This is a genomic window from Anaerostipes sp. Marseille-Q3525, from assembly GCF_018223505.1.
Classification (GTDB): Bacteria; Bacillota; Clostridia; order Lachnospirales; family Lachnospiraceae; genus Anaerostipes; species Anaerostipes amylophilus.
On sequence record NZ_JAGTTT010000008.1, the window covers coordinates 54083 to 77164 of the forward strand.

Genomic DNA, 23082 nt, shown 5'->3' on the forward strand with positions numbered 1-23082 from the left:
TGTAAAATTTTTTCTAAAAGTTTGAAATTTCATCAAAATCATGGTAGTACTATATGTATATGCGCTTTCATAAGCAAGATAAGAATAAGATCATACAAAAGAAAAAGAAACTCTTAGATATGAAAAGAAAGGAGTTTGAAAATGAAAGCAAAACTAAATGAGATCATAAAACACGGACATTTAGGCATCATAGCGGCATTTTTTGCAATTTATATGGTCACATTTTCTTATATAGAAAATCGAGATGTACATCATTATATTGTACATACAGTACTTGATGAGAAAATCCCATTTTGTGAATATTTCATTATTCCATATTTGCTATGGTTTATATTTGTAGCTGTAACTGTACTGTATTTTATGTTTTTCAATCAAAATAAATGGAAAGAATACTATCAGTTGATGATCACATTGGGAATAGGAATGACCTTATTTTTAGTTATTTCCTTAGTATTTCCAAATGGACAGGATTTAAGACCAGTACTTAGCGGAAACAGCATTTTTATTCAGGCGGTGCAGTTTATTTATCATACCGATACACCGACAAATGTACTGCCAAGTATTCATGTATTCAATTCCCTTACATGCTGCATGGCAATTCTTCAGAATAAGCGGAAACATTTTAAGAAAACAACAGATATCGCAGTAGTGCTCTTAACGATATTAATTATCATGTCAACGATGCTTCTAAAACAACACAGCGTTGTGGACGTAGCACTCGCAATCCTCATGTATACTGCATGTTACAGGATTGTATACGGCAAAGAAGTATGGAAACAGGATGCATTTTGTTCCTTTTTATTTATCAATCGGTAAATGAGAAAGCTTGACAGTATTTCTTGTGTTTGTTATAAATAAGTGTATGTAGCTCCCAGGGACCTTAAGTTTTAAGAACTTAAGGTCCCTGGGAACATAAAAACCAAGAAAGAGTATAACAATGAAAAGAAAACTTCTATCTATATTAGTATGTATAACAACACTCTCTTTATGTCTGATGGGATGCACAGGCAATACAACGAAGAAGAATAAGAATGGAAAACTAAAAGTTATTGCAAGTTTCTATACAATGTATGACTTTGCCAAGAAGATCGGCAAAGATAAAATTGAAGTGACGAATATGGTACCGGCTGGTACAGAACCCCACGATTGGGAGCCATCTACGAAAGATCTGATCGAGTTGGAGAAATCCGATGTCTTCATATATAATGGAGCCGGAATGGAACAGTGGGTGGATGATGTATTAGAAAGTCTTGACACTGAAGAATTAACAAGTGTAGAAGCATCCAAAGGAATCAAATTGTTGAAAGATACCGATGCACATGAACATGATCACGAGCACGAAAGTGAGAATGATCCACATGTATGGTTAGATCCACAGAATGCAAAATACGAGATGAATCAGATCAAGAAAGCATTGATCAAAGCAGATCCAGACAATAAAGACTATTACGAAGCCAATTATAAGAAAGAAGCAGCACGATGTGATGAGCTGGATCAACAATATAAGAAAGAATTAGCACAAGTTTCAAAGCGTGAACTTGTCGTAGCACACGAAGCATTTGGATATCTGTGCAAAGCATATGATTTAGAACAGATGGGGATCGAAGGGTTATCAGCAGATGATGAACCAGATCCAAAACAAATGAGCGAAGTGATTGAATTTGCAAAGAAACATAAGGTCAAAACGATCTTTTTTGAAGAATTGGTAAGCCCGAAAGTAGCAAAAACCATTGCCAAAGAAACAGGAGCATCCGTAAAGATGCTAAACCCACTCGAGGGATTAAGCAATAAGAAAATCAAAGCAGGGCAAGATTATTTTTCTGTAATGAAACAAAATCTCTCTGCGATTAAAGAGGCATTAAGTGAATGAGCAAAACAAGCATAGATAAAATGATACAACTAAATCATGTAAAGTTTGGTTACAGCGATACAGAAGTATTAGATGAGATCAATCTTACGATCAATGAAGGGGAATATGTCGTATTAACCGGAGAAAATGGAAGCGGGAAAAGTACGCTTATGCGTCTTATTTTGGGAGAACTGAAACCAGATGAGGGAGAGATCATTATTATGGACAATGATTCCAAATTAAAGAAACAGATTGGTTACGTTGCCCAGAATGGGATCAGCAAAAATCAGAGTTTCCCGGCAACGGTTGAAGAAATCATGGTAACTGGACTATATCAGGAACTTGGTTTATTCCATCTTCCAAACAGGAAACATAAAAAGAAGATCAAAGATACATTAAAAGAATTCGGGATGGATGAATTCCTCAAGCGAAGAATTGGAGAATTATCCGGCGGGCAGCAGCAGCGAGTGATGATCGCCAGAGCAATGATCTCAAATCCAAGACTGCTGATCTTAGATGAACCAACAACAGGAGTTGATGCCACATCAACGAAAGCGTTATATGACACGCTATATGAGATTAATACAAAATACAAAACAACTATTTTTATGATCACACATGGAAGATTACAGGATTGTAAAGGATGTGATCGTATTTTGAGAATGGATGAAGGGAGAATTGAGGAACAATGATAGAAATGCTTCAATATGGATTTATGCAACGAGCATTTATCACAGGAATTCTTCTGGCAGTGATCACTCCACTGATCGGAATCACGATCGTATTAAAAAGAATGTCCATGATCGGTGATGCACTTTCTCACGCTTCCTTAGCCGGAGTAGCCCTCGGATTATTACTTGGGATCAATCCAATCCTTGGAGCGATGGGGATCTGTTTGTTCGCAGCACTAGGAGTTGAAGCGATCCGAAGAAAGATTCCAAGATATTCAGAGATGGCAATCTCCATCATCATGTCAACAGGGATCGGATTAGCCGGAGTGTTATCTGGTTTTGTAAAAAATGGAACAAACTTTAACAGCTTCCTCTTTGGAAGTATCATCTCGATCAGCAAAGACGAACTACTGATCGTATGCGTGATCAGTGCCTTAGTATTACTCTGTGTATTACTTTTATACAAAGAACTATTTTACATTGGATTTGATGAAAATGCAGCAAGGATCAGTGGTGTACCAGTAAAGACGATCAACTTTATCTTCACACTGTTAACCGCCCTTACCGTATCCATCGCATCAAGAACCGTAGGAACTCTGATCGTATCATCCATGCTCGTTATCCCGATCGCATGTGGAATGCAGGTAGGAAGAAGCTATAAGGCTGTTATGATCATCGGCGTGATCACAGCACTGATCACAACGGTGATCGGATTAACACTATCTTATTATATCGGACTCAAACCAGGAGGAACGATCGTGTTATTAGAAGTAGGATGCTTTTTGATCCTTACATTGGTAAGCAGATATTTAAAATAGGATAAGACCCGATATTACTTGAATTTCATAACAAAATTTTATATAATGAAAAGAAAGCATGCATATAAAACAAGATTGCATGCTTTCTTTTTTGGAAGCAATCACGAAAGGAAGATAGATCAATGATCATCAAATTAATTGAAACTGTATATCAATTCCTGTGGGGAGACTTGATTCATATACCACTTCCAGGTGGGGGAAGTTTAGGAATCTCACTTCTGATCCTGTTATTATTTCCAGCAGGAATCGTATTTACAATAAAAACAAGATTCCTACCGATCCGCTTATTTCCAGATATGGTAAAAGTACTGACAGCAAGCAACAAAAAGGATAAAGGCGAAAAAAGCAGTCTTTCATCCTTACAGACATTGATTGTATCAACTGCAACCCGTGTCGGAATGGGAAATTTAACCGGAGTTGTAGCAGCCGTATCCGCAGGAGGGGCCGGAGCAGTCTTCTGGATGTGGGTTACAGCCTTACTTGGTTCATCCACAGCCTTTATCGAAGCAACTTTAGCCCAGCTTCACAAAGAAAAAGATCCACTCTACGGAGGATACCGTGGAGGTCCGGCGTACTATATCCATCATTTTATGGAAGAAAAACAAGGCAAGAAGAAAAAACATACCCTGATCGCAGTCCTGTTTGCGATCTCAGGACTGATCTGCTGGTGTGGGATCAGTCAGGTAGTCAGCAATTCTGTAGCGGAGTCATTTAACAATGCATTTCATATTCCAACGATCTACACAACGATCATCTTAGTGATCATTGCAGCAGTGATCGTATTAAGAAAGAATGCAACCGTGAAAGTATTAGATATCGTTGTACCGATCATGGCAGTCGTATATTTCCTGATCACGATCTTTGTGATCGTAACGAATATCACAAGTATTCCAGCAGTCTTTGCAAGAATCTTCAAAGAAGCCTTTGGACTAAGACAAGTCGCAGCCGGTGGATTTGGAGCTGTTCTTATGAATGGTGTGAAACGAGGATTATTCTCAAACGAAGCAGGATCAGGATCCGCCCCATGTGCCGCGGCAGCCGCAGACTGCGAATGCCCTGCACAGATGGGACTGGTACAGGCATTAGGAGTATTTATCGATACGATCGTCATCTGCAGCTGTACCGCAATGCTGATGCTATTAGCACCACAGAGTATGACAGACGGCCTTACAGGAATGAGTTTACTTCAGACAGCTATGAACTACCACCTTGGAAGTTTTGGAGTCATCTTTATCGCCGTGATCCTTTGGATGTTCAGTTTCTCAACCTTCTTAGGAATCTTGTTTTATGCAAGATCCAATGTTGCATACTTATTTGGTGATAACTGGGCATCACAGACAGTATACAAAGTATTAGCACTGGTCATGCTCTTTATCGGAGGAATCCAGACTTATACCTTCGTATGGGACTTAGGAGACGTCGGAATCGGACTGATGACGATCTTCAATGTCTTCATCCTGTACGCAATGTCGGGACAAGCGATCAAAGAATTGAAAGATTATGAAGCAGATAAGAAGAAAAATATAGAAGAAAGAGCGTTTTCCTTGCAGGAAGATGAATAAAAAAATGGGTGTCCCAACCAAGGACACCCATTTTTTAAACAAATAATTTCTTCCGAGTCCGAAAATAAGCCACCAAAACCATACTTCCAGTCAACACCCAGGAAATCGGATAGATCACCATCAAAAGCCTGTAATCATGGAACCAGTGACAAACCGTAGCAAGCCACACAAGTCTTAACACACAAGACCCAAACACAGTAAGGATCGCAGGGGTCATAGACCGCCCAAATCCACGCAGGCATCCACCACTGATCTCATAAGAACTTGTTAAACACTCAAACATCAAAACAAATAAGAAACGGATCACAGCATAACGATATACCGCAGGGTCACTCGTAAACAATCCAATAAAGAACGTACGGAATACAACAAAGATCGTACTAAGCACTCCACAGGAGATGACACTACACATCATACCAAGACGAAAGATCTTCTTACAACGCTCCTCATTCTTCGCTCCATAATTCTGCCCAGTAAACGTAACAACCGTCTGAGCAAATGCATTGACAAGATAATAAGCAAAATACTCATAATTAAGCTCCACCGCAGACCCAGCAATCCCAGCAGAACCAAAACTGTTGATCCCAGACTGGATACAAACATTCGCAAGCGAAAACACCATTCCCTGAAGTCCCGCAGGAACCCCGATCCTTAAGATCTTAGATACCGCATCACGATCGATCATCAAAGACTGAAAAGAAAGACGGATTGGAAGCTCCTCGTGCATCAGAAAATAAATGATCTGCGCAGCACTTACCGCATTCGCACCAACCGTAGCAAGACCAGCTCCAGCAACACCCATACGAAATACTACAACAAATAACAAGTTCAAAATAACATTCACAACACCAGACACGATCAAAGCATACATCGGACGACGCGTATCCCCGATACTACGAAGGATCGAAGCCCCAAAATCATACAACATAAAAAAAGGCATTCCAAGAAAATAAATTCTCAGATATAAAGTTGCCAGATGAATGATATTCTTCGGAGCACCCATCAGTACAAGGATCGGATGCGCCACAAACTGTCCAAGCACAAGCAAAAACACACCACTTAACAAAGCGAGCGTAACCGCTGTATGTACCACACGAGGAACACGTTTCTTATCACACTGTCCAATATAGTTTGCAATCACAACATTTGAACCAAGTGAAATTCCAGAAAACAAAGTAACCATCAAAGAAATAACAGAACTATTACTCCCAACCGCAGCTAAAGCCTCACTACTCGCAAAACGCCCGACAACCGCAGTACCAACCGAATTAAAAAGCTGCTGTAAGATACTACAAGCAGCAAGCGGCATGGCAAATAATAAAATTTTATCTAACAAACTTCCATGAAGCATATCCATCTTACCGGACTGCTTAGATGAAGAATTCTTCATATAAAACTCCCTTCTATCTCCTGTGCCCAGTCACCTTAAGTTTTAGCAGATACAATTCTAACTCTTTTTAAATAAATTATCAACAAAAGAAAATAACGAACCAAAAAAGATACAATCGAAACAGGCTCATAATGATATAATAAAGAACAAAACAAAAAGATAAGACATAAGAAAGAAGGAACACAACCCATGCAAATGAGCATATTACTATTTAAACAGATTGCCCAGCTATTCCTAATGATCCTAATGGGCTACATCATCGTAAAAACAAAACTATTAAAAGGAGAAGACAGCAAAGTCCTCTCAAAGATCATCCTATACCTGATCATCCCAGCAGTCATCATCAACGCATTTCAGGTAGACTACAGCCCAAACGTAACCAAAGGACTGATCACAGCCTGCATAGCATCCATTATCCTGCAGTTTTTACTACTCTTCGTAACCTACATCATGCAAAAAATGTTCCACCTAGACTCTGTAGAATTCACATCCGCCTACTACTCAAACTCCGGAAACCTGATCGTCCCATTAGTTACCTATATATTAGGCGGTAAATGGGTCGTATATGGCTGTGTATTCATGAGCGTCCAGTTATTCTTCATCTGGAGCCAGGGCAAAAACATGATCAGCAGGGAAAAAGGGATCAACCTAAAGAAGATCCTGTTAAACATCAATATGATCTCCGTATTCCTAGGAGTCATCCTATTCTTCACAAAAATAAGATTCCCAGAGATCATCAACAATACGCTCTCATCTGTAGGAGGCATGATCGGACCATTAAGCATGATCGTCACAGGAATGCTGATCGCTGAAGTAAACCTAAAAGATATCTTTACAAACAAGAGAGTCTATCTGGTAACAGTACTAAGACTAATCATTCAACCATTGATTGCATTAGCAGTCATTAATCTCTTAGGAATGAGAGGATGGCATCCACAAGGAGATAAGATAATTCTCATCACATACCTCGCAGCGATCACACCATGCGCATCGACTGTTACACAGATGTGTCAGGTGTATGGGAATGATTCGAAATATGCAAGTGCGATTAATGTTATGACGACACTATTGTCGATCATTACAATGCCGGTGTTTGTTTATTTGTATCAGATGTAAAAAATAATATGAATAAATGTGAAAAAAACACATAGAATACATGTAAAATATGCGAATAAACATTGTCAAATATTGACGTAAGTGAGGAAATCACGTAAACTATGAATATAGGAGGTGCTAAAATGTTAATTAGATTTAATGTAAAGAATTTTCTTTCGTTTTTTGAAAATGAATCAGGGCAATCAGAAGAATTTTCTATGATAGCTGGAAAAGTTAGAAGTAAGAGAGAGCACATATACGATAATGATAAAATTAAATTGTTAAAATTTGCAGCTGTTTATGGAGCGAATGCATCTGGAAAATCCAATTTAGTAAAAGCATTGAATTTTATGAAAAAAACAATTGTAGATGGACTTCCTAAAGGGCACACTGACATGTATTGTAAAACTGACAGAGCAAATAAGGAAAAGAAAAGCTATTTTGAATTAGAAATTATGCTAGATGATAAATATTATGCATATGGATTTGAAGTGATTTTAAGTCAAAGCAAGTTTGTTTCAGAATGGCTTGTTGAACTTAAAAGTGATGGCAGTGAAAAAAATATTTTTACTAGAGATATTGAAAATGGTGAAACCGAGTTTAGCAGTGAATTAAACCGAGATAAAAAGTCATATGAAAAATTAAAAAATTATGCCGAAGATATTCAAGAGGATTCAGAAGTATTATTATTATCAATAATGAATAAAAATAAGAAAACTCTATATGAAAAATATAATAATCTTAAAGTATTTCGAAATGTATATATGTGGATAGAACGAAAATTAGATATTAATTATCCAGATCGACCAATTTCGGACTATTCATATATGGCAAAAACGGAAAAAATAGATGAAGTTTGTAAAATTATTAAAGCATTTGGAACAGGTATCACAGGATTTCAGATGGTAGATGTAGATCCAGAAGAAATATTTAGAATGATTCCAAATAGAATTAAAGAAGAAATATTAAAGGATGTAGAGAATAAAAAAGTAACAGTAAATCGTATGAAATTAAAAGAAATTGGAATTGTGATGAGATCCAATAAAGACTTTTTTATTTTAAATATTGCTAGTAACGGAAAAGTTGAAGGAAAGACAATTAAATTCTTGCATGGGGAAGAGAATATTTTGTTTAATTTATCAGAAGAATCAGATGGTACGGTTAGAATATTAGATTTAATAGAAGTATTACTTTCGGGAGCAAATAAAACATATGTGATTGATGAACTGGATAGATGTTTACATCCAAGTTTAACTTGTAAATTTGTAGAAACATATTTACAATTGGCAGCAGAAAGGAATATTCAGTTAATTGTGACAACACATGAATCAAGATTGTTAGATTTTGATATTCTTCGAAGAGACGAAGTGTGGTTTGTTAATAAAAGAATTACAGGAGAAAGTGATATTTATTCTTTGGAAGAATATAATACAAGATTTGACCAGAAGATAGATAAGGCCTATTTAGATGGACGGTATGGGGGAGTTCCAAAATTCAGTACTGTATTTCCTGTGAAAGGGGATGAGTAATGGATGAGAGAAAGAAAAGGTTCTGGTTTTGGTAGACGTTCAGTTGCATCAGAATCAAAGCAAGCTATAAAAAAGTATTTTTTACTATATGAAGGCTCAGATACTGAAGTATTATATTTTGATGCAATAGAAGATATGCGAAAAGAAATAGAGCTTAATTCATTAATAGAACTAGTGCCTATTATTAGATGTTTTAGTGAAGAAGGATGGAGTAATCCTCGAAAAATATTGGATAGAGTTATTCAAGATTTAAAGGAAAGAGATACAGGAACTATATCTTTCAAAACCCTGTTTGATAAAATTATTGACTATTTTCATGAAAAACAGATTATAATTAATAGTAAAGTGTTGAAAAGGGCTATCTGGAAAACAATGAAACAAATATGTGAAGAAGAATTTGAAAAAACATTAGAAGATATTATTGATGATCCTGAATTTGTTTGTAATAAAGTTTTGACAGAATTAGGACAAAAATATAAGATTGACAACATTATTCAATATATTCCAGAAATCATCAAGTTTGAAGACTTAACATATGAAGAAAATTATGATGAAATTTGCTTAATTGTAGACAGAGATAAAGAAAGTTTTATAGAATCACAGTATGAATATGTAAAACAAAAATGTGAAGAACAAGGATTTCGTTTCTGTGTAACCAATCCATGTTTTGAATTTTGGCTACTGATGCATTCAGAAAAAGTTTTCGACTTAGATCAAGAAAAACTATCAGAAAATCCAAAGGTAACATCTAAAAAAAGATATGCAGAATATGAATTACATAAAATTTATCCTAGCTATAAGAAAAGCAATTACAAAGCGGAAGAATTTGTAGGGAATATTGATACAGCAATCAAAAATGAAAAAGAATTCTGCGAAGATATAGAAGGATTAAAACATTCTATTGGGAGTAATATAGGGCTTTTGATAGAGGATATGAGGAAATAGTAGTATTTTAGATAAATGTATAACTTGAGCGTTTCTTGTATTTTATAACCAACAGTTTCCTTTCCAATACCTTTCGCTATATATCACATATCTTAAAAATAGTTATTGCCGCAAAACGATTAGCATTTTATCAGTATTTTTGACGGGTTCGCAGCTGGCATGGGCATTGTCTGAACGATGGTGCGGCCATTTTGGGTCGCACCAAGAGAGTTATGCAGGAATGCCAGCGAATCAGCGACCTGTCAAAAATGCTGAATAAAATGTGTGTTTTGCGGCAATAACTATTTTTTGAATATGTGATATATATGAAAGACTATGGCAAACAAACTTTACTGTCTATAATACTCCAAAAATTCCCCAAGTTTTCCCATAGCATCTTCCAAAACTTCAATACGAGGCAGATAAACCACTCTGAAATGATCCGGATCCTTCCAGTTAAATCCACTACCATGCACGATCAAAAGCTTCTTCTCACGTAAAAGATCCAAAGCAAACTGCTCATCATTCGTGATATTAAACTTCTTCGTATCAATCTTAGGAAAGATATAAAACGCAGCCTTCGGTTTCACAGCAGAAATACCAGGAATATCACAAAGTGCCTTATAAACATATTCCCTCTGCTCATAAATACGTCCACCAGGAACAATATAATCATTGACACTCTGATGACCACCCAGCGCCGTCTGGACAACCGCCTGCGCAGGCACATTTGAACAAAGTCTCATATTAGAAAGCATATTAAGTCCCTCGATATAATCCTTTGCAACTGCCTTATTACCACTTAAGATCATCCAGCCAATACGGAAACCAGCGATCATATGAGATTTAGACAATCCGGAAAATGTCACACAAAACAGATCAGGAGCAAGAGAAGCAATGGATACATGTTCCTCTCCATCCATCACAAGACGATCATAAATCTCATCAGAGAAGATAATAAGCTGATGTTCTCTCGCAATATCAACGATCTGCTGTAAGACCTCTCTAGGATACAAAGCCCCAGTTGGGTTATTCGGATTGATCAAAACGATCGCTTTCGTTCTATGATTGATCTTCTTCTTAATATCCTCCATATCAGGATACCAGTCTGACTGTTCATCACAGATATAATGAACCGCCGTACCACCAGCAAGCGTAGCACAAGCTGTCCACAAAGGATAATCCGGAGAAGGAATCAAGATCTCATCCCCATCATCAAGCAGGGCAGACATAGAAAGATTGATAAGCTCACTGACACCATTCCCAGTATAAATGCTGTCGATATCAACATTTGGAAGGTACTTAAGCTGTGCATACTGCATGATCGCCTTTCTCGCAGCGAACAATCCCTGAGAAGGGGAATATCCTTCGCAGTCAGTCAACTGATGTCTCATATCATAAATGACTTCATCCGGCGTTCTAAAACCAAATGGAGCAGGGTTTCCGATATTTAACTTTAAGATATTTGTTCCATCACGCTCCATACGATTCGCTTCATCCACAACAGGACCACGAACATCATATAAGACATTATCAAGTTTGCTTGATTTACTAAAATGACGAACAGGAGGCTTCTTATTGTCAGTCAGAGAAGAACGATCGATCTCAGGTTCAAAGAAATCTTCCTTAGAAGCATCACCAAGAAGCCATTCCTCCTCAACTTCCAATGTATCTGCAAGAAAATGAGCGATATCCGCACGAGGAAGAGTCTTTCCACTGACATACTGGCTGATATGGCTCTTTCCAACCTTTAACCCTGCCTGATCAGCAGCGTGTACAAGATCCACCTGTTTCATTTGTTTTTGCTCCATAGCAGAACGTAAATGCTCTGCAAATAGTTCTTTCTGATTCATAATACAGCTCCTTTATTAAGAAAAGTTCAATTTATATTTAAAAAGTTCAATTTATTAAAACGATTATATCATAAAAGAAAAGAAAGTTCAATTTAAAATATACAAAAGTTCAAAAACGACAAAAATATACTTATTACAACAAAAAGTACAAGGAAACTTATTGAAATTTATGAAATCTATGATAACATATAAAGAAGATTAATGAACAAGAATAAAAAAACTATATTATGGGGATTAGAAGAATATGGGAGTATCAAAAAGACAGATGCAGAATTTCCTGATCTATATACTTGATATGGTGGGATTGACTGCAGGATATTTTGTTGCAGTTTATCTGCGATTTGGAAATCTAGAAACAGCATATGGGTTTATGAGAGCTGATACATATTTGCGATGGATCATTGCAATGGCAGTTCTGACTTTTGTTTACTTGCTGTTCCACCCAAATCGCAGTTTTTTTAAGCGTAAAATTAAAGACGAAATACGATGCGATTTTCAGACAGCAGTTCTGACTGGAGCCGGGATGTCAATGATCGCATTGCTGATGGCAGATGCATCCGAGTATTCAAGATTCATTTATATGTTTACGATCGGATTTGAGTTCTTTTATATGATCATAGCACATCGTCTGTACCGTAAGTACTGGCTGCGAAGAAGATCCAATCATTCATTTGCAAGGAAAATGATGCTGATCACAACTAGTGGTGAAGCAGAGCAAGTGATCACGAATATTATAAAAGAAAAAACATGGGATTTATGGATCACGAGTATTGTCATTATAGATAAAGATATGGTAGGAGAAAATGTCTATGGGATACCAGTCATTGGATTTACATATCGAAGTATGTTTGAATACGCAGCAAGAAATGTTGTAGATGAAGTGTTTAGCTACATTCCAAAAGAATATAAATATCCAGTTGCAATGACAATTCAGAATTTTGAGGATATGGGAATCAATACAAGTCTGAATATTCCTTTATTCCAGATCAATCAGAATCTAAATAAGACATTAGAAACTGTAGGACCATATAATGTTGTATCATTTTCTGGAAGAGAAGTTTCTTTATTTATGTTACTTCTTAAGAGAGCGATGGATATCCTTGGTGGACTGGTTGGACTTTTGATCACTGGAATCGCATTGATCTTTGTGGCACCAGCGGTGAAACTGGAATCTCCGGGACCATTATTGTTTTCTCAGAAGAGAGTTGGTAGAAATGGTAGAATATTTAAGATCTATAAGATCAGATCGATGTATCAGGATGCGGAGGAGCGTAAGAAGGAATTGATGGCTCAGAATGAGATGGACGGGCTGATGTTTAAGATGAAAGATGATCCTCGTATTACGAAGGTTGGGAAATTTATCAGGAAGACTAGTATTGATGAGCTTCCGTAGTTTTGGAATGTACTGAAGGGGGATATGAGTCTGGTTGGGACTAGACCACCTACAGTGGATGAATTTGAGCAGTATAATGCTTATCATAAGAAGAGGCTTTGTAGAACACCTGGGTTGACTGGAATCTGGCAGGTTAGTGGTCGTAGTACGATTACTGATTTTGAGGAGATTGTGAAATTGGATGTTCAGTATATTGAGAATTGGTCTCTTTGGTTGGATATTAAGATATTGTTTAAGACAGTGGCGCTTGTGTTTAAGGGTGATGATGGGGCGCAGTAGAAGGGAAGTGTACGGTGAGTAGTAATTATATAAGGAAGAAACAATTAAAAATTGCGATGATCGGACATAAAGTTGTTCCATCAAGAAGAGGCGGAATTGAACTTGTACTGACTACGATGTGTCCTAAGATGGTAAAACGAGGACATCAAGTTACATGTTATAATCGTTCCGGTGATAAAGTTGAAAATGAATATGTAAATACCGTAAAAAATGGTACATATAAAGGCGTAAAATTAAAGAAAGTATTGACGATCAACAAGAAGGGGCTGGCAGCAATGACATCCTCCTTTTCTGCTGCTATCAGAGCAGCATTTGGAAGATATGATATTGTACATTTTCATGCAGAAGGACCTTGCACAGCTCTTTGGATTCCAAAATTATTCAGAAAACGTTGTATCGTAACAATCCATGGATTGGATTGGGCAAGAGATAAATGGAAATCTGGATTTGGTTCAAAATATATCAAATTTGGAGAGAAAGTGGCTGCGAAATATGCAGATGAAATCATTGTTTTGAGTAAAGGAGTTCAAGATTATTTTAAACAGACGTATGGTCGAGATACAATTCTCATCCCCAATGGAGTATCAAGACCTGAGAATGTGGAAGCTGATCTGCTCACGAAGAAATTTGGTCTGCATAAAGATGATTATATTTGTGCGTTGTCACGACTTACAGAAGAGAAAGGTATTCATTATCTGATTGAAGCTTATCAGAATGTGAAGACGGATAAGAAGTTAGTGATTGCTGGAGATACTAGTGATACGGATGATTATGTGATGAAACTTAAGAAGTTGGCTGGGAATAATCCGAATATTATCTTTACTGGGTTTGTTTCTGGTAGAACATTAGAGGAACTTTATAGTAATGCTTATGTTTATGTGTTGCCTTCTAAGTTAGAGGGAATGCCACTTAGTCTGCTTGAGGCTATGAGCTATGGGAACTGCGTGATCGGGTCTGATATTGCTGAGATTGCTGATGTGGTTGAGGATAAGGCGATATTGTTTAAGAAGGCTAATGTTGAGGACTTGAAGGAGAAGCTGCAGATGGTTTGTGATGATGTGGAGCTTGTGGAGAAGTATAAGAGTGAAGCGTCTGGGTATATTTGTGGTAGGTATAATTGGGAAGATGTTGTGAATAGAACTGTTGAGGTTTATAGAGGAAAGAAAAGCTGCAAGGAAAAATTAGTAGAGAATAGTAGTGTGGCTTCTATTTGAGGTTATTAAGGTGAAAGGAAAGCAAAATGATTAGAGTATTACATTCTGTAAGTAATATGGATAGAGCAGGAATTGAAACAATGCTTATGAATTATTACCGACATATGGATCATGAAAAAGTTCAATTTGATTTTTTGTGTAATAAGACTAAACCAGGAGCTTATGATGAAGAAATAAAGCAAATGGGAGGCCATATTTTTCATACCCCAGGTTTAAATCCGGCAAAGTATCCTCAATATTTAAAATATATGAAAAAGCTATTTGAAAAATATCCCCAATATAGAATAGTAGAGGCACACAATGGCGCTTTGGGTGTTTATGCATTACATGCGGCGAAAAAGAATAAAATTCCCATTAGAATATTTCATGCACATGGAGCGAGCATTACCAAGGACTGGAAATGGCCGATTAAGATTTTTTGTAGAAGTCGATTAAAATATAATATAAATCATAATTTTACATGTGGTATAGAAGCAGCAAGATGTTATTTTGGAAATAAAGTCGTTGAAAACAAAGACTATGAATTTATCCCCAATGCAATAGAAGTTGAACGATTTTTGTATAATGAAGAAATAAGAAATAGAATTAGATCAGAATATCATCTACAAGATAAAAAAGTAATAGGGCATGTGGGTCGTTTTATGGCACAGAAAAATCATACTTTTTTAATTGATGTTTTTGTGGAATATTATAAAAATCATAAGGATACAAAACTGGTTTTATTAGGAGATGGAGAACTAATGCCTAAAATTAAGGAAAAAGTTCAAACTCTTGGAATTGAAGATGCTGTTTTATTTGTAGGAAATGTAGGAAATGCGAATGAGTGGTATCAGGCATTCGATGCTTTTGTTTTGCCATCAGTATGGGAAGGGCTGCCTGTTGTAGGAGTGGAAGCACAGGCGGCAGACTTGCCATGTGTATTTTCTGATAATATAACGAGAGAGATTGGACTAACAGATAAGGTATCTTTTGTTTCTACATCAGATAAGAGACAATGGGTTGGTTATTTAGAAAAAGCTTTAAAAGATCAGACCAGAAAAAATAATTATGAAGTGATAACTAAGAATCGATATAATATCGTTGAAGAAGCTAAAAAATTACAGGAAAGATATATTGAATTATATAGGGAGAATATATGAAAATTGGTATTTTAACACATCAGTATATAGATAATTATGGAGCGTTTTTACAGGCGTATGCCTTAAGAGAAGCAATGGCGAAAGCGTTTCCAGAAGATCAGGTTGAAATTATTAACTGCATTAATGTAAAACATTTTGTAATCAATGTAGGTGGATGGTTCCGTTTTTATAAAGATCGCGAAGGAATCAAAGAATGGTTAAGAAAAATAAGAATTCCTAGTATTTTTTCAAAAGCTAGAAAAAAATATATGACATTATCTAAAGTCTGTTTTTCAGCAAAGCAGATTAACAAAATGGGGTATGACTACATTATTGCTGGTAGTGATGAAGTTTGGAATTTTAAAGACGGAAAAGGTGACGCTAAAGTTAAATTTGGGCATGGGCTTACATGTCAAAATTTAGTTGCATACGCACCAAGTGTGGGTAAATCAAGTGCAAATGATGTGATTCCAAGTTATGTAGAAGAAGGAATTAAAAGATTTAAAGCAATATCAGCAAGAGATGATCTGACTGCAGATTTAGTGGAACATATTACAGGAAACTATCCAACAAGAGTACTAGATCCAACATTTTTAAGTAAGTTTCCAAAAACAAAATTAAAAGTTCCTAAGAAACCTTATATATTATTTTACTATTGTGAGCATTTGCCTAAAAAAATCAAGAAACAGATTTTTGCATATGCAAAGGAACATGGTTATGCAGTATACGGGGCAGGAGAATGTGATAAGCAATATACAGATATTACAGTAGATTTGGCACCATTTGAATGGGTTGAAATGTTTAGAAATGCAGATTTTGTATTTACTGGAACATTCCATGGAGCAGTATTCTCAATTTTGAATGAGAGACCATTTAAAGTTTATTTAACAAATGAGAGCCGAATCAAAAAAGTTGGAGCACTATTAAGAGAATTACATATTCCAAATCGTAAAATTGATAAAGATTTCAAATTCGATTTAGAGAAGATGAGAGATGAAATTGATTATAGTGTAGTGAATGAGATTATTGATGAGAAACGAGAAGCAAGTATTGATTATTTGCGACGAGTGATCAAAGGAAAATAGAGGAGTATAGAATGTCCAAGGATAAAATTATTTTATTTGATGACAAGAAAAATTGTTGTGCATGTGGTGCGTGCATGAATGTCTGCCCTAAAGATGCGATTCGCATGGAAGAAGATGATTATGGATTTTTATATCCACAGATTGATGAGACAAAATGTGTTCAGTGTGGAGCTTGTAAGAAGGTTTGTGCTTATCAGAATGGTTCTAAGTTGTTTGAACCTAAGCAAGTATTTGTAGCGGTTAGTAAGAATAAAAAGCAGCTATTAAATTCGGCATCAGGTGGTGTGTTTGCTGCAGTTGCGACTAAAATATTAAAAGATGGAGGGGTTGTGTTTGGTGCAACATTAGATTTTGAAAATGGGCATGCAAATCCACATCATATAAAGATAGAGAATCAAAAGCAATTAACTAAATTACAAGGATCTAAATATGTACAAAGTGCTATTGGAATTACATACAAACAGACTAAAGACTATTTAAAGAAAGGAAGAATCGTACTATTTTCTGGAACTCCATGTCAGATTAGTGGACTTTATGAATATTTAGGGAAAGAGTATGATAATCTTTATACAATAGATGTCATATGTCATGGCGTTCCTAATGCTAAGTTTTTTGATGATTATTTACAAATAGAAAAACAGAGAAGAAGTGCAGATAAGATTGTAGATTATGCTTTTAGGGATAAGAGAAAAGGCTGGGGAATGAATGGTAGGATTACTTTAGCTAAAGGAAGAAAGCAAAAGAAAGTATATATTCCAGCAAGATTAAATTCTTATAATACTTTGTTTTTAGATGGGATGATTTATCGAGAGAATTGTTATTCGTGTAAATATGCTAGAAGAGAACGATGTGCAGATTTGACAATTGGAGATTATTGGGGAATTGAAAAGGAACATCCTGAGTTACTGAAAAATAATATGTACAATGAAAAAGAAGGAATATCTTGTATTCTAGCTAATACTGAAAAAGGAATAAAAACTTGTCAGAATATAAAAGAATTACTTCAAATGAATGATTCCTCATTTGAGAAAGTTAGTCGTCGGAATGGTCAGTTAAATATACCATCTAAGAGACCTGATAGTCGGGAAATGATTATGAGAAAATATTCTGATCATGGATACATTGCAATCGAAAAGTGGTTTAGAAAAAAATATAAAAAACAAATTATTGTACATAGAATATATAATATGATTCCAAGAACAATACGATTAAAATTGAAAGCGGTAATAAAGGGGAAATAATAAATGAAAATACAGGTAAGAGTGATTACACGTCATAGGCCAGCAAACTATGGCTCATTATTACAATCAATTGCGACACAAAAGATATTGGATAAAATTGGAGTAGAAAGCAAGATTATTGATTATATTGCGAAAGAAGAGACAGGGTCAAGAATTGCCTTTATACAATTGAAGCAAAAAAAGGGATGGAATAAGAATCCATTAAAGAAAATGGCATATATCTTAGGTAGAGAGCCAGAAAATATTGTTATGTATCATCATTTTACAAAAATGAGAAAAAAATATCTTTTGATGACCAAGCAAGTTAATTCGCATGAAGAATTAAGAAAATATTTTAAAAATAGTAAAGCTGTTTTTATGACAGGAAGTGATCAAGTTTGGGGACCAGTATCAACGGGAACTTACGATTCAGCATATTTTTTGGATTTTGTACCGAAAGGTAATAAAAAAATAGCCTTTGCATCTAGTTTTGGTAAAGCAAAATTTAATGAAAAGACGATGAAAGAATATAAACAATATTTAGCACAGTATGATAAGATTGCAGTAAGAGAGGATAAAGCTGTTGAAATTTTAGATGATATGGGAATAGAATCAGAACAAGTACTTGATCCAACATTATTAATAGATAAAAATGAATGGTCAAAATATATAACTAAAAATGTCGTAAAAGAGGAATATGTTTTGGTATATCAGATTCATAATGATCAGAAATTAAATGCATATGCAAAGATGTTTGCTAAAAAATCAGGGTTGAAACTAGTTAGGGTATCTCCAATATTTCATCAGTTTAAAAGAGGGGGAAAATTTGTATATTTACCAGATATAGGTGAATTTTTGAGTTTAGTAAAAAATGCTAAATATTTGATTACTGATTCATTTCATGGAACAGCATTTGCAATCAACTTTAATACTCAATTTATAGAAGTATTACCTAATACAGGAACAAGTAGTAGAAATCAGAGTATTTTGGAATTGACAGGATTACAAGACAGAATATTGAAGGATTTAAATGATTTTAGATTTATAAAAGATAAAATTGATTTTTCGAGAGTCAATGAAATTATGGATGCTCATAGGGAGTCTTGTGTGAAATGTTTAAAAACGATGTTGATAGATAACAAATAAAGATTTTAATGTATGTAATAAAGTGTGTTTTTCGCAGAAAGGCAGATTATAAAAATGGTAAATTGTTTAGTGCTATTATCAACGTATAATGGTGAAAAATATCTTAATCAATTAATAACTAGTGTGTTATCTCAAAAAGATGTTTGTGTTGACTTATTGGTAAGAGATGATGGATCTAGCGATACTACGTTGAAAATTTTAAAAAAATATGAGAATGAACATTTCAAAGTATATACCGGGAAAAATTTAAAACCAGCAAGGAGTTTTTTGGATTTGATAGAGAAAGCTCCTTTGACATATGATTATTATGCTCTGTGTGATCAAGATGATGTATGGAATGTAGATAAATTGAAAAGTGCGGTGAAGTATTTAAAACAAGCTCAAAATCCAGCATTATATAGCTGTGCAGTAGATATTACAGATAAAGATTTAAATCATATAAAATTTTCTAAACATAGAAATACATTTGAAAAACCGTTGTCTGATATTTTGACATTTGGAACTCCTGGATGTACATTTGTATTTAATAAAAAACTTTTAGAAGTTTTAAAGGAATATTCTCCTAAAGTATGTAGTATGCATGATAGCTGGGTGAGTTTTGTGTGTTTGGCAGTAAATGGGAAATTCTTTTATGATGAAAGTCCACATATCTATTATCGACAACATGATAATAATGTTTTGGGGGCACAGAAACATTCTATAGCAAAGATTTTGAAAGAAATTATTTTGTATGAAGGAATTAAAAGAAGTGATATGGCGAAAGAGGTCTTGATTGGATATGGTGAAAAAATGACACCAGAAATTAAAGATGCTTTTTTGGATTTTTCTTATTATAGAAAAAATTTAAAATCAAAAATTAAGCTTTTATTAATTCCATATAAAAATGATATTAGTAAGAGAGCTTTTTATAAAGCTAAATTGAGAGTTTTATTTAATTCATTATAATATTTGAATTAATAGAAAAAATGAGGTATATATGCTTTTTTTTATTATATTTATTTTGATTTCTATGTATATAATAGGTTTTAAAAGAAAATATTATTTATATTACTTTTTTTTCTTTTATCCTATATTGCCAGATTATTTTGCAATTGAATTAGGTGGAGGTTTGCCTTTACTCAAAGCTAGTAGAGTAATGATATTAATAATGATGGGATCGTTGTTATTGCATCAAAAGGGTAGAATATATTTTGAAATCAGATCTTTAAGAAAAATAAAAATGCTAGTACCATTATGCATTTATTTCGTAGGTAGAATAGTTGCTAATGGATTTTATTGTTTAAATCTTACAGAAGCATTGAATACAGAATTTTCTGTTATTTTGGAACAATTGATTTTAACATTAATTGTATTACAAATGCTTAAATCTGAGGAACAAATAAATAAATGTGTAGAAGCAATTTCTTATGGAAGTGGATTTGTTGCAATTATAAGTATTATATCAGTGGGAATTGGACAAAATTTATTTTATAATTTAAAAATTGTATCGAGAGATATGTTAATGGCATCTACTATTCGAATGGGAATTATGAGAGCAGAAGCAGGTTTTGGACATCCAGTATATTATGGAGTGTATTGTGCATTAATGATTCCGATTGCTTATTTTTTATTTGAACGTAGTAGAAAAAAAAGATTTTTAATAATCTGTGTTTTAAATATAATTGGATTGTTACTTACAGAATCCAGAGGATCTATAGCTGCGTTAATTTTTATGATAGCTATTGCAATTATAAGAATGAATAAAGTACATAGACAAAGATTAGTAGGTGGATTGATTGCTGTTGTAGTATGTATAGTGATGATTTCATTACTGGTACCTAGTGTTACAAGTCAGATTACAGGAATTTTTAAATCAATGTTTGCGATTGTAAACACTAATATTGTAATTGATGATTTTGGGGGAAATTCAAGTACGGGATTAGATTCAAGATTGATACAGTTTACAGGTATTCTTTGGACAATTATGAATAATGCTCTTTTTGGATTAGGGGCATCATGTCATACAAGAGGTGTATTGAAATATTATAAAGATACGATTGGGTGGTTTGAAACATCTACAATAGATAATGGAATTGTTGGGTATTTTGTTCAGGAAGGTATATTTGGAACAATAGGATTTTTAGTATTATTGATTAGTTTGATAATATTAGCTAATAAGTTCTCAAATAAGCAAGACAAACGAAATATAAATAATGCTTTTGTTATATGTTTTATGAGTTACTTGATTGAAATGTTTAGTGTAGCTGATGCATCACAAATGTTTTGGATTATTATTATTTTATTTATAAAATATAATATTATTGAAAATAAAAAAAATGAAATAAATAAAAAACGTAACAATAATAATCGTTATGATCCAATAAATACTGGAATAAGTAAAGTAGTTAGGAGAAATGTATAAATGGCAACATCATTAAAAAAAGGTATGCTATATGTAATGATAGCAAATCTAATAAACTTAGGGTTTAATTTAATAACAAATTTTGTATTACCCAAGGAATTAAGTGTGGAAAATTATGCAATGATCAAGACATTTCAGTTATATATTAGTTATGCTGGTTTATTTCATTTTGGATTTGTAGATGGAATGTATTTGAAATATGGAGGAAAATCTGTAAATAATATAAAAAAAGATGATTTAAATACAAATCTATCAACATTAAGAATATTTCAGATTTTAGTCACATTTATTTGCACAATAGTTTCTATATGTCTAAAAAATCCACTATTTATATGTTTTTCATTGGCCGTGATGCCAATTAATTTGGGAAATTATTTCAAACAGCTATATCAAGCAACTGGTGAATTTGGATTATATGGGAAGATTATGAATGCCAATACAATATTGATATTCATTGCCAATATGATGTGGATCTTTATTTTCAGAGTTGATAGCGGAATATATTTTCTGGTAAGTAATGTTGTTGTTTATTTCTTGATTTGGATTGTATTAGAAATTAACTGTAGAAGAATGTTTAAAGATACTAGATATAAAATTTTTACATTTTCAGTTAAAGAGTTTATTAACAATATTCGAGATGGAATTTTATTAACGGTTGGCAATCTATCTTCTGTTTTATTAACAAGTATGGATAGATGGTTTGTTAAAGCATTATTGGATACAATGGCATTTGCACAATATTCTTTTGCTGTGAGTATGGAAAATTTTATGAATGTAGCCGTTACACCAGTAACAATTACTCTATATAATTTCTTCTGTAGGGAAAAGAATGTAGACAGAATCAAGAAAATTAGAAATCAGGTTATGATTTTTGCAGCGGTAATTGTAAGTAGTGCTTTTCCTGCTAGATTTATTTTGGAGACATATTTGAGAAAATATTTAAATTCATCTAGAGTAATGTTTTTATTATTTGCATCTCAATTATTTTATATTATTATAAAAAGTATATATGTTAATCTGTATAAAGCACAAGGAAAACAACGTACATATTTTATTAAATTAACATTGGTAATTGTAATGGGATTTTTATTTAATATTGTATGCTTTAAAATATATCCTGTAAAAGAAAGTTTTGCTATTGGTACATTACTTTCAGCAATTTTTTGGTATTTTATATGTTTTCCAGATTTTAAATGGTTGGATTATAAAATAAGAGAATTAATATATCCATTTGTGCAGGTTATAGCATTTTTAGTGTGTGGATTTATGTTTAATGCAATTATTGGTATTTTATTGTATATTGTGTGTACAGTAGTATCATCTTTAATATTGTTACCTGAGGAAACTAAGGGAATGGTAACGATGGTTAAAGATAAGGTTAGTAGTTTTAGATAGAAGCTTCTGGAGAGGATGATAGCCAATACAATTTGATTTTTATAGAATCAGATAGAGTTAGTTATTTGTGGGATGGTCCTTAAGGTCTCAGGGACATTAAGAAGTTAGCTTACAAAGAGAATAGTTATATTGAATAAAAA

At 34.1% G+C, this 23082-nt stretch carries 18 protein-coding genes and 1 pseudogene; 17 read left to right on the top strand and 2 right to left on the bottom strand.

What is annotated here, in order from left to right; all coding sequences use genetic code 11:
* Positions 1 to 141: 141 nt before the first annotated feature.
* The 5 genes from KE503_RS05575 to KE503_RS05595 all read left to right on the top strand — a co-directional run bounded on the left by KE503_RS05575 (position 142) and on the right by KE503_RS05595 (position 4900).
* Positions 142 to 816, top strand: coding sequence for a phosphatase PAP2 family protein (locus KE503_RS05575; protein WP_212384666.1), 675 nt, complete (start codon positions 142 to 144; stop codon positions 814 to 816).
* 178 nt (positions 817 to 994) lie between these two features.
* On the top strand, positions 995 to 1870 hold the full coding sequence (locus KE503_RS05580; protein ID WP_334300456.1) for a metal ABC transporter substrate-binding protein: 876 nt from the start codon (positions 995 to 997) through the stop codon (positions 1868 to 1870).
* Complete coding sequence (locus KE503_RS05585) at positions 1867 to 2541, top strand: metal ABC transporter ATP-binding protein (RefSeq protein WP_022375421.1); 675 nt, start codon at positions 1867 to 1869, stop codon at positions 2539 to 2541. Before KE503_RS05580 ends, KE503_RS05585 begins: the two co-directional genes overlap by 4 nt.
* Positions 2538 to 3338 (top strand): metal ABC transporter permease, encoded by an 801-nt coding sequence (locus KE503_RS05590; RefSeq protein ID WP_055196601.1) that lies wholly within the window; start codon positions 2538 to 2540, stop codon positions 3336 to 3338. Before KE503_RS05585 ends, KE503_RS05590 begins: the two co-directional genes overlap by 4 nt.
* Before the next feature lie 122 nt (positions 3339 to 3460).
* Entirely contained in the window at positions 3461 to 4900 is a 1440-nt protein-coding gene (locus KE503_RS05595) for an alanine/glycine:cation symporter family protein (RefSeq protein WP_212384667.1), read from the top strand.
* Between the two features lie 34 nt (positions 4901 to 4934).
* On the opposite strand, the gene KE503_RS05600 is transcribed toward KE503_RS05595, so the two are convergent.
* The gene (locus tag KE503_RS05600) at positions 4935 to 6290 is read right to left on the bottom strand and encodes an MATE family efflux transporter (RefSeq protein WP_117945238.1); all 1356 of its coding nucleotides are present in this window, start codon (positions 6288 to 6290) and stop codon (positions 4935 to 4937) included.
* Positions 6291 to 6479: 189 nt separating this feature from the next.
* Here KE503_RS05600 and KE503_RS05605 point away from each other — a divergent pair, with 189 nt between their 5' ends.
* The 3 genes from KE503_RS05605 (at position 6480) to KE503_RS05615 (ending at position 9859) form a co-directional block, all read left to right on the top strand.
* Positions 6480 to 7406, top strand: coding sequence for an AEC family transporter (locus KE503_RS05605; protein ID WP_117945237.1), 927 nt, complete (start codon positions 6480 to 6482; stop codon positions 7404 to 7406).
* Between the two features lie 122 nt (positions 7407 to 7528).
* Positions 7529 to 8914 carry an AAA family ATPase gene (locus tag KE503_RS05610; RefSeq protein ID WP_212384668.1) on the top strand — a complete coding sequence of 462 codons (1386 nt, stop codon included), beginning with the start codon at positions 7529 to 7531 and terminating at the stop codon, positions 8912 to 8914.
* Between the two features lie 3 nt (positions 8915 to 8917).
* Positions 8918 to 9859, top strand: coding sequence for an RloB family protein (locus tag KE503_RS05615; RefSeq protein ID WP_009202921.1), 942 nt, complete (start codon positions 8918 to 8920; stop codon positions 9857 to 9859).
* A 329-nt stretch (positions 9860 to 10188) separates the two neighbouring features.
* On the opposite strand, the gene KE503_RS05620 is transcribed toward KE503_RS05615, so the two are convergent.
* Positions 10189 to 11691 (bottom strand): aminotransferase class I/II-fold pyridoxal phosphate-dependent enzyme, encoded by a 1503-nt coding sequence (locus tag KE503_RS05620; protein ID WP_249182978.1) that lies wholly within the window; start codon positions 11689 to 11691, stop codon positions 10189 to 10191.
* Positions 11692 to 12781: 1090 nt separating this feature from the next.
* Here KE503_RS05620 and KE503_RS15060 point away from each other — a divergent pair.
* The 9 genes and pseudogenes from KE503_RS15060 to KE503_RS05665 all read left to right on the top strand — a co-directional run bounded on the left by KE503_RS15060 (position 12782) and on the right by KE503_RS05665 (position 22942).
* A pseudogene (locus tag KE503_RS15060) lies at positions 12782 to 13363 on the top strand (sugar transferase).
* Between the two features lie 56 nt (positions 13364 to 13419).
* Positions 13420 to 14577: a glycosyltransferase family 4 protein gene (locus KE503_RS05630; RefSeq protein WP_147604832.1), complete on the top strand. Its 1158-nt coding sequence runs from the start codon at positions 13420 to 13422 to the stop codon at positions 14575 to 14577.
* A 26-nt stretch (positions 14578 to 14603) separates the two neighbouring features.
* A complete protein-coding gene (locus KE503_RS05635) occupies positions 14604 to 15716 on the top strand; it encodes a glycosyltransferase family 1 protein (RefSeq protein ID WP_147604731.1) in 1113 nt (370 codons plus the stop codon).
* Positions 15713 to 16780 (top strand): polysaccharide pyruvyl transferase family protein, encoded by a 1068-nt coding sequence (locus tag KE503_RS05640; protein ID WP_212384669.1) that lies wholly within the window; start codon positions 15713 to 15715, stop codon positions 16778 to 16780. The genes KE503_RS05635 and KE503_RS05640 overlap by 4 nt, the downstream gene beginning before the upstream one ends.
* 11 nt (positions 16781 to 16791) lie before the next feature.
* On the top strand, positions 16792 to 18021 hold the full coding sequence (locus KE503_RS05645) for a Coenzyme F420 hydrogenase/dehydrogenase, beta subunit C-terminal domain (RefSeq protein ID WP_212384670.1): 1230 nt from the start codon (positions 16792 to 16794) through the stop codon (positions 18019 to 18021).
* A gap of 3 nt (positions 18022 to 18024) precedes the next feature.
* Entirely contained in the window at positions 18025 to 19146 is a 1122-nt protein-coding gene (locus tag KE503_RS05650) for a polysaccharide pyruvyl transferase family protein (RefSeq protein WP_212384671.1), read from the top strand.
* 54 nt (positions 19147 to 19200) lie between these two features.
* The gene (locus KE503_RS05655) at positions 19201 to 20091 is read left to right on the top strand and encodes a glycosyltransferase (RefSeq protein WP_212384672.1); all 891 of its coding nucleotides are present in this window, start codon (positions 19201 to 19203) and stop codon (positions 20089 to 20091) included.
* Between the two features lie 31 nt (positions 20092 to 20122).
* A complete protein-coding gene (locus KE503_RS05660; RefSeq protein ID WP_212384673.1) occupies positions 20123 to 21547 on the top strand; it encodes an O-antigen ligase family protein in 1425 nt (474 codons plus the stop codon).
* A complete protein-coding gene (locus tag KE503_RS05665) occupies positions 21548 to 22942 on the top strand; it encodes a hypothetical protein (RefSeq protein ID WP_212384674.1) in 1395 nt (464 codons plus the stop codon).
* Positions 22943 to 23082 lie beyond the last annotated feature (140 nt).

Bases quoted from the DNA above. Each gene is read 5' to 3' on its own strand.
- KE503_RS05630 (WP_147604832.1), top strand. From the start codon at position 13,420: ATGATCGGACATAAAGTTGTTCCATCAAGAAGAGGCGGAATTGAACTT.
- KE503_RS05650 (WP_212384671.1), top strand. From the start codon at position 18,025: ATGAAAATACAGGTAAGAGTGATTACACGTCATAGGCCAGCAAACTAT.
- KE503_RS05585 (WP_022375421.1), top strand. From the start codon at position 1,867: ATGAGCAAAACAAGCATAGATAAAATGATACAACTAAATCATGTAAAG.
- KE503_RS05580 (WP_334300456.1), top strand. From the start codon at position 995: ATGGGATGCACAGGCAATACAACGAAGAAGAATAAGAATGGAAAACTA.
- KE503_RS05620 (WP_249182978.1), bottom strand. From the start codon at position 11,691: ATGAATCAGAAAGAACTATTTGCAGAGCATTTACGTTCTGCTATGGAG.
- KE503_RS05610 (WP_212384668.1), top strand. From the start codon at position 7,529: ATGTTAATTAGATTTAATGTAAAGAATTTTCTTTCGTTTTTTGAAAAT.
- KE503_RS05660 (WP_212384673.1), top strand. From the start codon at position 20,123: ATGCTTTTTTTTATTATATTTATTTTGATTTCTATGTATATAATAGGT.
- KE503_RS05655 (WP_212384672.1), top strand. From the start codon at position 19,201: ATGGTAAATTGTTTAGTGCTATTATCAACGTATAATGGTGAAAAATAT.
- KE503_RS05600 (WP_117945238.1), bottom strand. From the start codon at position 6,290: ATGAAGAATTCTTCATCTAAGCAGTCCGGTAAGATGGATATGCTTCAT.
- KE503_RS05590 (WP_055196601.1), top strand. From the start codon at position 2,538: ATGATAGAAATGCTTCAATATGGATTTATGCAACGAGCATTTATCACA.
- KE503_RS05615 (WP_009202921.1), top strand. From the start codon at position 8,918: ATGAGAGAAAGAAAAGGTTCTGGTTTTGGTAGACGTTCAGTTGCATCA.
- KE503_RS05645 (WP_212384670.1), top strand. From the start codon at position 16,792: ATGTCCAAGGATAAAATTATTTTATTTGATGACAAGAAAAATTGTTGT.
- KE503_RS05665 (WP_212384674.1), top strand. From the start codon at position 21,548: ATGGCAACATCATTAAAAAAAGGTATGCTATATGTAATGATAGCAAAT.
- KE503_RS05575 (WP_212384666.1), top strand. From the start codon at position 142: ATGAAAGCAAAACTAAATGAGATCATAAAACACGGACATTTAGGCATC.
- KE503_RS05595 (WP_212384667.1), top strand. From the start codon at position 3,461: ATGATCATCAAATTAATTGAAACTGTATATCAATTCCTGTGGGGAGAC.
- KE503_RS05605 (WP_117945237.1), top strand. From the start codon at position 6,480: ATGCAAATGAGCATATTACTATTTAAACAGATTGCCCAGCTATTCCTA.
- KE503_RS05640 (WP_212384669.1), top strand. From the start codon at position 15,713: ATGAAAATTGGTATTTTAACACATCAGTATATAGATAATTATGGAGCG.
- KE503_RS05635 (WP_147604731.1), top strand. From the start codon at position 14,604: ATGATTAGAGTATTACATTCTGTAAGTAATATGGATAGAGCAGGAATT.